The organism is Leptospira sp. GIMC2001 (assembly GCF_028462125.1).
GTDB lineage: Bacteria > Spirochaetota > Leptospiria > Leptospirales > Leptospiraceae.
In genome coordinates this window covers 349292-365475 of record NZ_CP115468.1, presented here as the reverse complement: position 1 = coordinate 365475, position 16184 = coordinate 349292, and the positions used below count along the sequence as shown (strand labels likewise).

At 34.9% G+C, this 16184-nt stretch carries 10 protein-coding genes; 7 read left to right on the top strand and 3 right to left on the bottom strand.

Features of this window, described 5'->3' with window-relative positions; translation table 11 throughout:
- Positions 1-36: 36 nt before the first annotated feature.
- On the bottom strand, positions 37-2148 hold the full coding sequence (locus tag O4O04_RS03200) for an adenylate/guanylate cyclase domain-containing protein (protein ID WP_272534138.1): 2112 nt from the start codon (positions 2146-2148) through the stop codon (positions 37-39).
- Positions 2145-4262 (bottom strand): 7TM diverse intracellular signaling domain-containing protein, encoded by a 2118-nt coding sequence (locus tag O4O04_RS03195; protein ID WP_272534137.1) that lies wholly within the window; start codon positions 4260-4262, stop codon positions 2145-2147. The genes O4O04_RS03200 and O4O04_RS03195 overlap by 4 nt, the downstream gene beginning before the upstream one ends.
- Positions 4263-4429: 167 nt before the next feature.
- Here O4O04_RS03195 and O4O04_RS03190 point away from each other — a divergent pair, with 167 nt between their 5' ends.
- The 6 genes from O4O04_RS03190 (at position 4430) to O4O04_RS03165 (ending at position 15084) form a co-directional block, all read left to right on the top strand.
- Positions 4430-7675 carry a SpoIIE family protein phosphatase gene (locus O4O04_RS03190; protein ID WP_272534135.1) on the top strand — a complete coding sequence of 1082 codons (3246 nt, stop codon included), beginning with the start codon at positions 4430-4432 and terminating at the stop codon, positions 7673-7675.
- 151 nt (positions 7676-7826) lie between these two features.
- A complete protein-coding gene (locus O4O04_RS03185; protein WP_272534133.1) occupies positions 7827-9569 on the top strand; it encodes a DUF2339 domain-containing protein in 1743 nt (580 codons plus the stop codon).
- A gap of 1 nt (position 9570) precedes the next feature.
- Entirely contained in the window at positions 9571-10842 is a 1272-nt protein-coding gene (locus O4O04_RS03180; protein WP_272534131.1) for a hypothetical protein, read from the top strand.
- A 13-nt stretch (positions 10843-10855) separates the two neighbouring features.
- Positions 10856-12256: a nucleotide 5'-monophosphate nucleosidase PpnN gene (gene ppnN / locus O4O04_RS03175; RefSeq protein WP_272534130.1), complete on the top strand. Its 1401-nt coding sequence runs from the start codon at positions 10856-10858 to the stop codon at positions 12254-12256.
- Positions 12257-12312: 56 nt separating this feature from the next.
- Complete coding sequence (locus O4O04_RS03170; RefSeq protein ID WP_272534128.1) at positions 12313-13860, top strand: FMN-binding glutamate synthase family protein; 1548 nt, start codon at positions 12313-12315, stop codon at positions 13858-13860.
- A 24-nt stretch (positions 13861-13884) separates the two neighbouring features.
- Positions 13885-15084, top strand: a complete 1200-nt coding sequence (locus O4O04_RS03165; protein ID WP_272534127.1) for a sterol desaturase family protein — start codon at positions 13885-13887, stop codon at positions 15082-15084.
- 304 nt (positions 15085-15388) lie between these two features.
- On the opposite strand, the gene O4O04_RS03160 is transcribed toward O4O04_RS03165, so the two are convergent.
- The gene (locus tag O4O04_RS03160; RefSeq protein WP_272534126.1) at positions 15389-15688 is read right to left on the bottom strand and encodes a hypothetical protein; all 300 of its coding nucleotides are present in this window, start codon (positions 15686-15688) and stop codon (positions 15389-15391) included.
- Between the two features lie 145 nt (positions 15689-15833).
- Between O4O04_RS03160 and O4O04_RS03155 the strand changes: the two genes are divergently transcribed.
- Entirely contained in the window at positions 15834-16148 is a 315-nt protein-coding gene (locus O4O04_RS03155) for a hypothetical protein (RefSeq protein ID WP_272534124.1), read from the top strand.
- The last annotated feature ends 36 nt before the right edge of the window (positions 16149-16184 follow it).

Sequence of the window (16184 nt, the reverse complement as noted above, 5' to 3'; positions counted from 1 at the left end):
TAAACATTGCAAACCTTTTTTCTGGATAGAATCATTCTATGCTTCTTCGAGATTTGCAGTCTCCCAACCTGGAGGTGCACCATATTTTAAATATTTCTGAGACCTATGATAATACAAACTCGCTGCTGCATCTTGTTCGATTTGTGAACCAATCACTTCAAATAGATCGGATGCAGACTGGAAATCACCCTCGAGAAATGAATACACTCCGCGCTCAAAAATTTCCTTATATTCAATTTTTAAATTAGACGTTTCATCCAAGCCCTCGAGCAAAATTTCCGCTATTCCAATTGGTTCGTCGCCGGGATAGATACGAATTGTATCTACAATTCGATATGGATATTTATCTGGCTCTGGAGTATTAAAAAGAGAATCCAAAGATATAAGAATTTTGGCTCCGTATTTTTTTGTTAAACCTTCAATGATCGATGCAAGGTGAACTGATTCGGAAATTGCAGTTGTCTGAGTTCGTACATCTTCCCCAATGATGCCAAGCAATGATTCACCTGAATGAATACCGATGCCTATTGAAATAGGCTGAAAATTTCTTGCAACTCGCTGATTATTATAGTCTTGGATAATTCGATGCATTTCAATTCCACTGGAAATTGCATCTGCAGTTCCCGTGTGAAATAAAGCAATTACTGCATCTCCAATATATTTATCGATTATTCCAGAGTTATTTCTTATTGCTGGAGCCACTCGACTAAGATACGCATTCAGAAATTTGAAATTATCTTCTGGATTCATTCCTTCCGAGAAAGTTGTAAAATCACGAATATCAGAAGATAATACTGCAATATTCTTTGAAACAAAATCACCAACATGCACATCCAAAATATCGCGCTTGTCCATCAATTGAATGAATTCAGTTGGAACATATTTAGAATATTCTGTATTAAGATTTTCTAATCTAAAATTCGCTTCGGCTGATTCAACCTTAAGCGCAAAGGAATTCGCATACATAGTTGCATTTCTTCGAGACAATACAATCGCTTGGACAAGAAAAAAGAAAAATAAGCCTATAGGAAGCATTAGATCGTCTTGAATGACTCTGGATCCCGCAAGTAGATCATGGATACCAAAAATGAGAAGTATAAATGTTCCGGTCAAAAGTAATTTGGCATCTCTTCTTTTGTAATGATGAATGCGTAGAATGGTATAAAATGCGAAAAGAGTAGAAAGGGCAACAATTGCATTCGAGATTATCAGTAGCCCAGAAAAAAAGTAGGGGCTAGAAAATAATACCAATAGAGAAAAACTCACGCTAGAATAGACTATTATCTTAAGCGCTATCTCCTTAACATCTTCTTCGTATAGGCTCCGAATATAAGCTAGAAAAATGGGTGCAACTAATGGTGTTGTCATATAGTCCATTTTTACAAGAAATTCCCAAGATACATTTGGTATAAAATAATTAATATAATAATTATCTAAAACGAATAATCGAATCGCATTGATAAAGCAAAACATGGCAAAATACAAAGCACTAGTATCTTTTTTCCGAACTTTAAACATTGTAAGGTGGAATAAACCCATTGCAATAATTCCACCCATTACAAATAATTCGAATCCTGCTTTTACAAGTGAGTTTATCAGGATCGTGTTTTTATTGCCAATTTCAATTGCCGCTCTAAATCCACCTCGTGAATGATCATAATTACTAATGACCATAAGTAATTCGATTTCTTTATCTATAGGTTCATATGATGAATATACAATTTTATATTCTGGTGATGATGATTCTGCTTGCTCACCAACTTTTCCTACGGAAGCAATTTCATGTCGATTTACGTATATTTTAAAAGCAGAAGTTTGAGGTCTTAATTTAAAATACAAAGGTTCATTAGGTTGAACATTTTTAATCTGTAATCTATAAGTAGCATATCCAAAAGATTTATTGGAATTAGGATTGAGGTTATTCCAACTAGATGGAACATTTGCATACTGAATTTCCTTGGCAGGTTTATCAATTTCTTGCCAATCACTCATTACATTCCAATATATTTCCCAATCTCCTTTAAGAGATATAGTTTTAGTAGAGTAATCGTCTGGTAAAATAAGAAGACCGTTTCTAATATTTGCATCTTCTACTTTATAGCATCCAATGGTGGAGAATATGCATAATAAAATAAATAATTTCTTCACTTTACATCCCACTGATGAATTCCTTCGAAATCATCCTTCGCCCCAGTATCAAAAAAATATTTCGCTCGTTTTGAATAAATTTCTGCCGCAATATCGTTCGGATTCAATTCTAGCACTTGTTGGAATTTTTCAATCGCTTCTGCAAATTCAGACTTCATATAGCATAAAATTGCATCTTCAAAATTATCTTTTGATTCAATCTTAAGATCCGTCGATCTATCAATTTTTGGTATCATTATTTCGCCAATTGCAATTGGGTCCTTTTTACCTTTCACGCGAACCATATCTAACATTCGATAGTTGATCTTGGTTACATCACTGCAAATATAAAGAGTCGGAAGACTAATTAGGATTCTTGCTCCATATCGATCCGCCAGTCCTTGGATCCTACTTGCAAGATTTACTGTATCAGAAATTACAGTTGGTTCACGCTTTTCTTCTACTCCAATGATTCCTAGGCGAGTTTTACCATAATGTATTCCCGATTTACAACTTATGGGTACATATCCGGTTTTTTTTCTATGAATATTATAAACTTCAATCTCCCACTGCATATCAATTGAAGCTTTAATCGCTTGAATAGGATCATCGGGATACAAAGCCATGATTGTATTATCAATAAATTTATCTATGATTCCCCCATTGCTTCGAATCGAAGGACTCATTCGGCTAAGATAAGAATTCACAAACTTGAATATATTTTCGGGAGGAATACCTCTTACTATTTGCCAGAAATCTTGAATCTGAGTGAATTGAATGGAGAATTCTTTTTCATCATTATCGCCAAGGAAAATTTCTTCAACATCCTTCTTGCCTAAATACATGAAAAATTGCTGTGGGACGAATTTTTTATAAGCACTATTGATCTCATCCATAAGTTCATTGGATCTCAATATTTGCTTACTAAGTGTTTCTGATTTACGATGTGTACGGTTCATCCGCAATTCAAGTAAAGTTGTCTGAACACCAAAAAATATAAATAATGAAATATGACTTATATAAAAATTAGAAACCAAGAAATAAGCATTTAACGCATCTGCAACTGCTCCAATTATTACAAGCACAACACCGGTAACAAATAACCAAGAATCTTCCTTCTTCTCATATAGAATTTTTGAACTAAATATCAATATTCCTAATGAAAAGAATAAAACACTGAGTTGTACTATGATTGAAGTTGAAGTAAAGATTATAGGAGGTGCAATTGCAACAAAGGCTACATATACTAAAATAAAAAATTCAGATAAACGTATTAGGATCATTGGAATTGTAAATTTGTATAATCCATTCAGAAATCGAATAAATAGTACGATAGCAATCATCGGAGTACAATATTCGAAACGAACAATCCAATCCCAAGAGAAATCGGGAAAAATAAACAAGATATTCCGATTGCCTATGAAAAGAATTCTCAGCGCCATTACTACTGAGAATAGTCCAAAATAAAGAGCATCCTTCTGACTTTTTCTGTATAAGAATAGTATAATATGGTATAATCCAATGATAAACAAAGAGCCAAGAAAAAGTGATTCTATAGCAAATCTTAAAACTGCCTTATCCTGAACAATTGTAGTTCGTCCAAATTCGATCGGAAATAAAAATCCGCCTGATGCATTGTGAAAATTTGAAATTTGAATTACTATCTCAATTTCATCTTTTGCCAAGAAACTTATAAACCCTTTATTTGCTGAAGGTCTGCTCTCATCTTCATTTGAAGATACGATTCCACTTTGTGACTCTAATTTATTATTTAGGTACAATTTGAACGCAGTACTTTGTTCCGGAATAAATAAAGCATAGTGAGCCTCAATATCTGGAAGAAGAATCCTCAATCTATAAGTTCCAAAATTTTCTCCATTCGACCATATATGTGGAATAGATTTATATTCTTTAATTTTTTTTAATTCTTGTTGAGAATCGTGAATTGTAGTAATAAGCTGTGATGGATAGTATTCCCAGCCGCGATCAAGAACACTGGCTTCTAATTCGATATTTTCGGTAAAATCTATCTCGCCTGGATTTTTTTTGTCAATAATTTCTTGAGCAGGTTTACATATCCATACATTTAATAATATAAAAATAAACAGTATATTTCTGGAGGAGAATAATTTCATTTTTTCGCTGTCCCTCCAGACTAATGTGATAATTCCAACAAAGCTACAATTTTTCTTATTTCTAATACGTGGAATTCTGTAAAACAATTGGAATATTAAGTAAATCATCATTGATCTTGAACTTTTTTTACTCGATATAAGTTCCCATTCAATGAATCGTGACTGTAATGAAATCGGGTAGAATACTTTCCTCTGTTATATTCTGCTTTTTGTTATCTTTGCAGTTTCCTTTGAACGCCGATCCTTTAGTAAAGAAAGGAATTTTGGAACTTCCTTCTACAACTATTCAGACAAAAATTGTGCCACTTGATGGAGAATGGCAATTTTTTTGGAAACAATTTTTAGAACCTGGACTTTCGGAAAGCGAGATTTCTGCTTTGGAAAGTTCAATGATTGACGTTCCAGGAATTTGGAATGATACAAATCAAGCTGGCGAAGTGATCGACGGTATGGGCTTTGCTACCTATCGGATTCTAGTTAAGTCAGATACAACGATGAAGGTCGGAATCAAAATTCCAGACTTCGCAACGGCTTATAATGTCTATTGGAATGGTGAACTGATCGCGAATGCAGGCGAACTCGGCAAAGATTATGATAGTCACAAGCCTCAATACTATCTATCCCTTAACCAAGTCATTCTTCTCGAAGGCAATAATGAACTACTAATACAAATATCAAACTATTCGCATTATAAGGGAGGTGTTTGGGAAAAGATTCGATTTGGTGAATGGAGTGAGATTCGGCAATCTTATCTTCTAGATATTTCGTCCGAATTATTTCTCGCAGGTGCCATTCTCATCATGGCAATTTATCATTTTGGAATTTTCTTTCTCCGAAAAACTGAACATACTGCACTCTATTTTGCACTTTTCTGTCTTTCTATTACGATTCGCATCCTAACTGTTGGAGAAAGATTCTTATTGGTTTTGTTTCCTGAGATTCCTTGGGGACTGGGAATGCAGCTTGAATATGCATCCTATTATTTTTCACCTATATTCTTCTTAATGTTTGTTAGGTCAGTCTATCCCGATTATATAAGCAATTTACTTATCAAAATATCAATAGCTTTTACTACAATTTATTTATTAATCATTATCGTACTTCCAGCTACTATCTATCCTCTGATCAATACTTACTTTCATATTGGCACCATTTTTATGATTTTGCAAGGATGCTTCGCTGTGGTTCGAGCTTTGATTGCTAAACAAGATGGCTCTATTGCGTTTACTTTAGGATTTATTCCAATTGTTGTCGCAACGATTAACGATATCCTCTTTTCCATGTTAGTTGTTCAGACTTTTCAAATGATATCAATCGGTTTATTTCTATTTATTTTTTCTCAATCTTTTCTCTTATCTATGAAATTCTCAAGAGCTTTCCGTGATGTAGAAGTATTCTCCAGAAGACTACTATCTTTAGATAAAATGAAGGACGAATTTCTTGCGAACACATCGCATGAATTGAGAACTCCACTCAATGGTATTATTGGAATCGGTGAATCAATGATTGATGGGGCAACTGGAACTGTAAGCCCGGAACAGAATCAGAATCTATCTATGATTGTTGCAAGTGCCAAAAGATTAGCTAACCTTGTAAATGATATCCTTGACTTTTCGAAGATGAAGAATCGAGATCTTGTTCTAAAATCCAAACCAACACATATTTCATCAATTGTGAATTTAGTTTTGGCAATCTCTAGACCAATGTTCCATTCCAAAAATCTAAAGATTACGGTTGATATACCAGCTGACTTACCTTTGATCGTTGGCGATGAAGAGCGAATTCAGCAAATACTTTATAACATTATTGGTAACTCAATAAAATTTACAGAAAAAGGATTCATCTCAATTAAAGCTGAAGAAGATAATAAATTCATAAAAGTATCAATTTCAGATTCGGGAATTGGAATTCCAGCAGAAAAACTGGATGATGTCTTTCTATCCTTTGAACAAGTAGACTCTTCCACCTCACGCACATTTGGTGGAACTGGCCTTGGATTGGCAATCACTAAAAAACTTGTAGAACTGCATGGCGGTGTAATCTGGGCAACTTCGAAATTAGGCGAAGGATCGGTATTTTACTTCACGCTTCCAATTTATTTTGGAGATGTCTCACAGAAAACTCCAGGACCGGAATTAACTTCAAAACTTTTTGAATCCATGCAGGAAGAAGAATCTTCTGGCTCTATGCAAATTTCGAATGAGCCCATCAAGTTCAATCAGAAATCTCAGTCTCAAATTTTTCCATTCGTCGAACATGGGCTGAGTTCAGAGATCCCTAAGGGTAGCTTTACCATTCTCATAGTTGACGATGAACCTATCAATAGACAAGTTCTATTCAATCATTTAAGATTAGAAAACTATGTGATCAAAGAAGCAAGCGGTGGCAAAGAAGCTTTAGATTTGATTCAAACTGATGGGCCTCCCGATATGATTATTTTGGATGTGATGATGCCAGTGATGAGCGGATATGAAGTCTGTTCCGCAATCCGAAAATCTTATTCGATTCAACAACTGCCAATTCTTATTCTCACAGCTAAAACTCAGATTCAAGATATTGTTACCGGCTTAGAAGCAGGAGCTAATGATTATCTATCAAAACCTTTTGATAAACGAGAGCTGATAACACGTGTTAGAAATTTATTAATTCTAAAGAAAGCAGTCCAGGAACAATCACGATATCTTGCTTTTCAAAATGAAATGCTTGTAGCAAGGAATCTACAAACTTCCATACTTCCAGAAATTGCTCCAACTCATTTGGGAATTGAAGTTGCATTTGATTATAGTCCAATGGAAGAAGTGGGCGGTGACTTTTTTGATTTCCATGCTTTTGCTGATGGAAGAGTAGGAGTTATAATTGCAGACGTTTCTGGACATGGTGTTCCAGCAGCTCTGGTTGCGGCGATGCTCAAGATCGCTTCGTCACTAGAATTCGAAAGATCCATGAATCCAAGCGCTCTATTGACTAGTATCAACGGAACTTTGCATGGCAAGACAAAGAAAGCATTTATCACAGCTAGTGCAATTGAAATCGATTTCAGAACCAAAGCATTGTTACACTCAAGAGCTGGTCATCCACCTTTATTGATATTGAATAAATCAACTCAAGAAATAATTGAATCGCTTCCTAAAGGAAGGATGATAGGTTGGATGACCAATCCAGAATTCGCTGTAGAAACAATTCCATTAATTGGTTCTCATAGAATCGCTCTATATACAGACGGAATAATCGAAGCAAGAGATCCTTCAGGAAATTTGTATACAACCGAAAGATTTATTCAGATTCTCATCTCGACCCAACATTTGACGCCAGCAGCCGCAATCAAAAGTATCAATGATGACATTTTTCAATGGACAAAATCCGAAAAAAGAGAAGATGATATCACTTTAATATTGATTGATACAGATTTATAAGCAAAATTCTTTATATTTATCAAGTTCTGCAATAAATTATATCCTTCAAATCGTTGCCTTCGCAAAATTTCTAATTTAAAGGTTTAGCAATTGAAGTTGATACAAAAATGAATTGCCTGGCCAACCATATGATTATTACTTACAAGACTAGATGGCCAATCAAGATTTGAATGATATAAGACGAAGGGTAGAAACTCTAGAATTAGAACTCAGAAACTTAAAAGCTGATATTCGTAAATTTGAATCAAAATCTGACACAGAACAAAATGTAACTTCAACGACTGGAAATTTAAAATCAACTCCAACTAGTCGAGTGTCCACGAAAGTTGTATCCGTTCAACCAGAGAGTAATTTCTGGGAAAAGTATGAATTTCTTTTCGGCGGTAATTGGATCGCTAAATTAGGTATTGGAGCCTTACTTCTAGCTTCTGCATGGTTTTTAGATTTAGCCTTTGAGAACGAATGGATTGGGGACTCAGGCAAAATTTTCTTGGGATTTCTCCTAGGCTTCGGAATCATGGGAGTGAGTTTAGTTTTTGCCAGAAAGAATTTTCGAATATTACCAACTGCTTTAATTGGATCTGGTGGCTCCATCCTCTATCTTACGATATTCTCAGCTTATCGATACTACCATTTTTTCTCATTAGCTGAGACTTTTGTATATCTCTTGCTATTAAGTATCTTAGTATTAATTTTATCTAAAGTTTCTAAAAGTGAAGCTCTATATTTCTTTGGTTACATTGGTTCATTTCTATCACCGGTAGTTCTGTCAACGGGTGAGAATTCTTATCGATTTTTATTTTTATATTTAGGAATTCACTTCCTCCTTTTTCTTTACATCAGCAAGGGAAATAATTGGAAATGGGCGCCACTGTTAGTCTTTATTTCAAACTGGCTTGTTCTAGCCGTGTGGATGGTACAATCTGTTCATAAAAGCAGCTTCTTTACTCCGTTTGCATTTGCCAATTTCCTGATGATACTTTTTGTATACCGAGAACTATTTTTAGATTTGAATAAGAGTATTCAATCAGATGCTAATAAATTGATAAAGATGGTATTGGTTGCAGGAAACCTTATATTCGGCGCAATCGCGATATCCTCTTTGACAGAAATTTTCTATGCGAGCCAATTTGGAAATTCAATCATGTATGTTTCGTTAGTTGCCATGGGATTTTGCTATCAATATACAAAAAAATCACAGAACTTATATCTGGTTCCCATTCTCTTCTATACTTCCATTGTAATTTTCTTGATTAGTTTGCTCAATTCAACTGAAGGTTACTGGGTATCACTTTCTCTTATAATTTTCGCAGCAATTTTTGCTTATATGTCGACTACTTACACTAGAATAAATGATTCCAAATTGAATCATTTGAATATTGTTTCCTATTTTCTTTGGTTTATTGCAATCCTAAGACTAATTTTGGAAGGAATCGAGAATGATTCAGATGTCATCATTTTGAACTCTCGATTTATCATCTATCTCATTGCATGCATTGCCTTAGGTGGGATATTCTATTTGAATTGGAAAGATGGAAGAAACAAATTTATCACAAATGCATTCGGAATCTGTACACTATTTTTAGCAATCTTAGCATTCATTTGGGAAGTTAGATACAATGTCATAGATCCTTATCTGAGAAGCCAAGGTTATTCCGTTGTTCTTGGAATATTTGCTTCTAATTTCCTAGCTATCGGTTTTTATAAAAGCAAGGCAACTCTAAGAAGGATTGGTATTGTATTAACTGGATTAGTAATCTTTAAATTTATATTATTCGATATATGGTATCTTAATTTAGTAGCAAAGATTATTTCTGGGTTTGCATTGGGCATCATATTGGTGCTATTAGGATTGTTTTATGAAAAATTTAAATCAAGAGTTATTGGAGATTAACATGAAATCATTATATCAATTTATTTTCCTCATATATTTAGTTTCTGCAATAGGGATAGAAGCAAGCCCTGTTCGAACTGAAAATTATAGTTTCTTTAAGGAATTAAAACAGATTGCAACATCTCAGAATTCAGAATGGGGTGTTGTTGACTTAGACGAGGAAGTTTACAAAAGTTCCTATTATGATGATATTCGATTGATTCAAAATGGCAAACAACTACCATATCTAAGGCAGACCAAAAAAGTTCCAACAGGTCAGACTGGAATTGTAAAACCAAAGATCATTTTCCAAAAGAAAACATCTCGTGAACAAATATTTGTTTTTGAAATTCCAAATATTCCAAGTAACAGTCGTTTGCATGAAATAATTGTTGAATCTAGTCAGAATTACGATGGTCAAGTAATCTACTATCTTGGTGACGCAATTGACAAATGGACCGTCAAAAGATCAAGTTTTCTTTATAAATATTATGATTCCGATGACTCCGATTCTGGTAAAATCTCATTAAACGTTGATCATTTTAAGTATCTTAGAATTGAAATCGGTAACACTATCCCGCTTACTTTTCCATTTATAAAATATGAACCGAAGTCTCAGATTTCTCAGATTGTGAATTCACTTGATATTCCAAATAAGAAAATCAATTCCGATACAAATTCTTCTATATACTTTTTTGATAATCCCGAACATAAGCCTTTTCAAAGCATTGAATTGGAATTTGCAGAAAAAAGCTTCAATCGAAAATACGAAATTTTTTTCCTAAATGATTCTAAAGAGTATATTTCAATTCGCCAAGGGAATTTATTTTCTTCTAACCAAGATAAAAGAGATTTGCTGAGTAATAATCTAATTCAACTTAACTCAACAGTCTTTTCAAGCTGGAAACTTGAAATCTTTGATGAGGATAACGAATCTCTAAATTTAACTAAGATTAGTGTATCACATCCCATAGAAGAGATTCTTTTCAAACTTCCCGCAGAACAAGAATTGCAAACTAAAATACAATTGTATTATGGTTATAAATATGCAACCAATCCAAATTACGATACTTATGATTTTCCCAGAAACAATATGAACGATGTGCAAATCTCAAAATTTTTACTTGAGACAGAATCACCGAATCCCGAAAAATCTTTTTCCATATTTGAGCCACCTGTATCAATTTGGATAACTCGGTTGATTTTTCTATTAGGAAGTATAATGATCGGTTTTCTTGGTTATAGGGTTTTAGGACAATGGGCAGTTCAGATTAAAGAATCTGTAAAAGCGTGAATCGAAAATATAAATGAAAAATATATCACAAACCAACTCTAATAATTTTGCCGAGCCAATCTCTACACAGATTTATCCACTTGGAACGCTAAACACATTATCAAAGAAGGAAATTGCAAGACTTTCTCAAGCGACCGATGAAGTGGGAATGATTCTTCGTCAATGCGCACTTGCTGTTCTAAATTCTGGTGAGCAAGGTGATGATGCAGAATCTATGCTTGAAAAGTATAAAAATTTTAGCCTTCAAGTTCATGAAGTCAATCGGGGAATTCATCTTGATCTAAAGGATGCTCCTGAATGCGCATTTGTTGATGGTAAAATGATTCGCGGAATTCGGGAGTTGCTATCAGCTGTTATTCGAGATATTACTTACTTCCATTGTGAGATAAAGAATGAGAGCGACTATGATGATAAGAATCCTTCATTTATATCGAATAGTGTATTTGAAATATTAAGAAATGCAAATATACTAAATTCACAGATTGAACCCAACTTGGTCGTTTGCTGGGGTGGGCACTCGATACCAAGAGGAGAATATGATTATTCCAAAACAGTAGGATATCAATTAGGTCTTCGAGGCTTAGATATCTGCACAGGTTGTGGACCTGGTGCAATGAAAGGACCAATGAAAGGCGCAACTTTTGGACGAGCTAAACAGAGAACTTTACCTGGAAGATACATCGGTGTCACAGAACCAAGTATAATTGCCGCTGAATCCCCGAATCCAATTGTGAATCAACTTGTGATTTTGCCGGACATAGAAAAAAGGCTGGAGGCATTTGTACGAATTGCACATGGAATTATAATATTTCCTGGGGGTGCTGGAACCGCCGAGGAAATTCTTTATTTACTAGGAATTCTTCTGCAACCAGAAAATGAAAATTTGCAATTGCCAATGATTTTTACAGGACCTGCAAGTTCAAAAGACTATTTCCAAAAGATTGATGATTTTTTGAATTTTACCCTAGGTAATGAGGCAACAAAGCGCTACAAAATCATAATCGATGATCCAACAGAAGTGGCTAGACATATGAATTACCGAATTTCAGAAGTCAAAGATTCACGTATTACAAACAATGAATCCTTTTATTTCAATTGGAACCTCAAGATTCCAAATGAGTTTCAAATTCCTTTTGATCCAACTCATGAAGCCATGTCCTCCATTGAATTAAATAGGTCATTGCCTAAGGACATTTTGGCTGCCAATCTTCGGAAAGTTTTCTCTGGAATAGTTGCTGGTAATATTAAAGCAAATGGAATTCAAAGAATTCGGGAATTTGGCCCTTTTGAAATCCATGGAGAATTAGAATTGATGAAGGCTATTGATTCGCTTCTAAATTATTTTGTTCAACAAGGAAGAATGAAGATGGCAAGTTCGAATTATATTCCCTGTTATACAATTAAGAAAGTATGATTATTTAGATTTTCTCTGCTTGCCATTCTAGAATTAGAATATTATCCTAGTTCTCTATGGAAACAATTTGGAACTGGATTTTAACATATCCTTTTTATACACTAGGAATCGGATTTTTAACTTTTTTAGTTGTAATATTTATAAAAGATATTTCACAAACTCATCATACAATTAAGCACAATTTTCCTGTTGTTGGTCATCTTAGATATTTCTTGGAAATGATTGGTCCAGAACTGCGACAGTATTGGGTCGCAAACGATAAGGAAGAAAGACCTTTCGATCGAACTGAGCGTCGCTGGATATATGCAACTGCTAAAGGACAAAATAGTAATTTCGGATTTGGAACAACTGAGCAACAATACGAGCCTGGTTATCCAATTATAAAGCATAAAGCATTTCCTTATCCAGAATCAAGAGCTTTTAAAATTCTTGATGATCCAACATGTATCCCTTGTCTGAAAGTGATTGGTGAATTCAATAAAAGGAAATATCCATACCGCCCATATTCAATTTTAAATATTTCTGCAATGTCCTTTGGATCCTTAAGCAAGAACGCAGTCCTTGCTATCAACAAAGGAGCACATATTGCTGGAGCTTTCCATAATACGGGAGAAGGTGGTTTGTCTCCGTACCATTTGAACGGTGCAGACGTTGTGTGGCAAATGGGTACTGGATATTTTGGCGCAAGAGATGCAAATGGAAGATTCAATATCAATGTTTTGAAAGAAAAAATTGGGTCAACACCTCATGTAAGAGCAATCGAGATTAAACTTTCCCAAGGCGCCAAACCAGGAAAAGGTGGAATACTGCCAGGTGTAAAAGTCAATAAAGAAATCGCAAGAATCCGCCATGTCGAAATAGGTAAGGATTGTATATCTCCGAACTCGCATTCCGAATTCTCAAGCGTTCCGGAAATGATAGACTTTATAGAAATGATCGCTTCAGAAACAGGACTACCCGTTGGAATCAAAAGTGCTGTGGGCGAAATAGAATTCTGGATAGACCTAGCAAAGGAAATGAAGAAAAGAAAAAAAGGTCCCGACTTTATCGCCATAGATGGAGGAGAAGGAGGAACGGGTGCAGCACCTCTAACTTATGCGGATCACGTTTCACTTCCTTTTAAGATCGCCTTTCAGAGAGTTTACACAACATTTCAACAATATGGAGTATCCGAACGAATCGTATGGATTGGAGCAGGAAAATTAGGATTTCCAGACCGAGCTGTAGTTGCTATTGCTATGGGTTGTGACCTAATCTATGTTGCACGAGAAGTAATGCTTTCCATTGGATGCATCCAAGCCGAGAAGTGTCACACAGACCATTGTCCAGCGGGAGTCGCGACACAAAATTGGTGGTTACAAAAAGGATTGAATCCCACGAGTAAGTCTCAACGTGCAGGAAAATATTTACAAGGATTTCGAAAAGAACTTCTATCGCTCGCTCATTCTTGTGGGTACGAACATCCTTCGCAATTCACTGGTAAGGACATCGAAATATCAATGGGTATGAATCGCTTCATAACACTTGAAGATCAATTGGGTTACAAACGGGATGATTGTAAATTCACTAAAATGGAAGACTATGCAAATTTTCCTGCTCGTTAAAAAACTCAAAATTATAAATGAATTATGAAATTCATCGAATACTTAATTCCAGTTTTTATAATTTTGATTCTTTTTGAAATTGGATACAATTATTGGAACAAGAAAAATTATTATTCGCTTCCAGATAGCCTATCTAGTATGAGCCTAGGCATAATCAGTCGCCTAACCGATTTATTTGTACTAGGTTTCATGTATCAAATCTATTTATATCTTGCGGGTAGTTATACTGTTTCATTCTGGAATTCCATTCCTCCTTTTATTTTTTACCCTTCTCAGATAAGCAGTTTCAACATTGATATAAGCATGGAAATCTTGTGGATATGGATCATATTCTCTTGGAGTTTTCTATTCTTGACATTAGATTTTCTATTCTATTGGAACCATCGATTCTCACATGAAATCAACATTTTATGGGCATCACATGTAGCCCACCATTCCAGTGAGGAATACAATCTAACAGTCGCACTTCGCCAGTCTTTTCTTCGAAATGGAATTGCTTTGATTTTCTATTCTCTATTTGCATTATTATCAGTTCCTTGGCATATAATGCTGCTTGTGGATGCAACGAATAGACTGTATCAATTTTGGGTTCATACTCGATTCATAAAAAAGTTACCAGCTTGGTTTGAATTTATATTTGTAACTCCCTCGCACCATAGAGTACACCATGCTCGAAATCCAGAGTATCTTGATAAGAATTATGCAGGGGTTTTTATATTTTGGGACAGACTGTTCGGTAGTTTCCAGAACGAAGAGAATGAACCCCAGTATGGTATCGTAAAACCTCTCAATTCATTCAATCCTATACTGGCAAATCTACATACTTTTTATGGTATTCTAAAGGCATTGATGCAAGAATACTCATGGCGCAATAAGCTAATATTTGTGTTCGGTAGACCTGGAGCACTCGTTCAGAATCAAGAAATAAATTCTATCAAAAATCAAAACACCGTTTCCAAGCTATCGGAATCGAAACCGAAATCGAATTCTGTATCGATACCAAAATCCATTTCAAAACCGAAAGCTCCAAGCTTTCCACAACCATTCCCAATGGTGATTGCGAGCATGATCTTTATAGTATTGATCATTCTTTCTTTGATTACGATAAGAACATCAAATAATTACAATACATTGAATCTCGGATTCATTTACTTGAGCTTATTGATTGGTTATGGAGTTTCCGGTTACTATCTAGATAGAAATTTCTTAAGAAAATTCACCTAATTACGAATTCACAATCGATTGAGAAAAGTGATGTCAAATATCTTTTTTTAAAAATGCACCTTGAATCACTCAGCAAAGCTCATAGTATTGACTAACATTTCAGCGAACTTTACTTTTGGAATGATGCAAGCTTCGGTAAGAGACTAGATGTTACTCAAATGTGTAAATTATAAAATGCAATAAAAAAATCTAACTCGGGAACTAGGAAAGCTGATGAATATGGATTTCCATTAAGGAACCCCGTGAGCTATAAGAATCGAATGAAAATGTTTTTAGCATCACGGAGTTAGATGAATAAGAATTTTTATTCAGTAGTAGCAGAAATAGTATAGCTTGACGTTCCTGAAACAATAGTTCTAACCATACCGTTTCCAATATTGAGCAATAAATTAGAACAACTAGTTCCACCGTTAAAACTGATAGCAAAATTTCCTTCTGGAACAGTACTATAAGCTGTTGTTGCGCCATTCGCTACGGCTCCAATAGTGGCAGATAAGGTTCCAGCTCCACATGCAGTACTAGAATGAAGGGTGTAATTTTCGCCGCTACCACTGTTATTAGTAAATCGAATACGAGGTCCACTCGTTGATTTTGTATAGGTCATAGTACTTCCAAAATCAGTACAGGACGAAGTATTAGATGAATGAGTTGAAGAGTTGCTAACACTAGAAAAATAATCATAATACTTAATGGATGTAATAGCACTTACGTTTGTTTGAAGGCCAGCACATGTTCCAACAATTTTTTCAGTGGAGCATAATGAAGTATTTGAAAATGTTCCAGCTAATCGAGTACAAGCAGATCGTGCATTTGATATTGTGGCTTCAGAATTAGACATATCAAGACAAATTCTTTGCGATGGAACATCGCAAGTACAAGTGCCTGATGCACATCTTGCTGGATTGGCCAGTATTAAAAGAAATGCATTTGTCGCAGTTTCTTCTTCGTTATTACTTTCATTCTGGCAACCGAGTGCGAAAATGAAAATGAAAATGATAGAGAGTTTTTTTGATATTTTGAACATAAATATGAGAGAACAGAGATTTAATGAAATTGGCAAGTAAAAATTATTGAATTTGAATATATGGAAATTGGAAACT

Bases quoted from the DNA above. Each gene is read 5' to 3' on its own strand.
- O4O04_RS03195 (WP_272534137.1), bottom strand. From the start codon at position 4,262: ATGAAATTATTCTCCTCCAGAAATATACTGTTTATTTTTATATTATTA.
- O4O04_RS03190 (WP_272534135.1), top strand. From the start codon at position 4,430: ATGAAATCGGGTAGAATACTTTCCTCTGTTATATTCTGCTTTTTGTTA.
- O4O04_RS03185 (WP_272534133.1), top strand. From the start codon at position 7,827: ATGGCCAATCAAGATTTGAATGATATAAGACGAAGGGTAGAAACTCTA.
- O4O04_RS03180 (WP_272534131.1), top strand. From the start codon at position 9,571: ATGAAATCATTATATCAATTTATTTTCCTCATATATTTAGTTTCTGCA.
- ppnN (WP_272534130.1), top strand. From the start codon at position 10,856: ATGAAAAATATATCACAAACCAACTCTAATAATTTTGCCGAGCCAATC.
- O4O04_RS03170 (WP_272534128.1), top strand. From the start codon at position 12,313: ATGGAAACAATTTGGAACTGGATTTTAACATATCCTTTTTATACACTA.
- O4O04_RS03165 (WP_272534127.1), top strand. From the start codon at position 13,885: ATGAAATTCATCGAATACTTAATTCCAGTTTTTATAATTTTGATTCTT.
- O4O04_RS03160 (WP_272534126.1), bottom strand. From the start codon at position 15,688: ATGACCTATACAAAATCAACGAGTGGACCTCGTATTCGATTTACTAAT.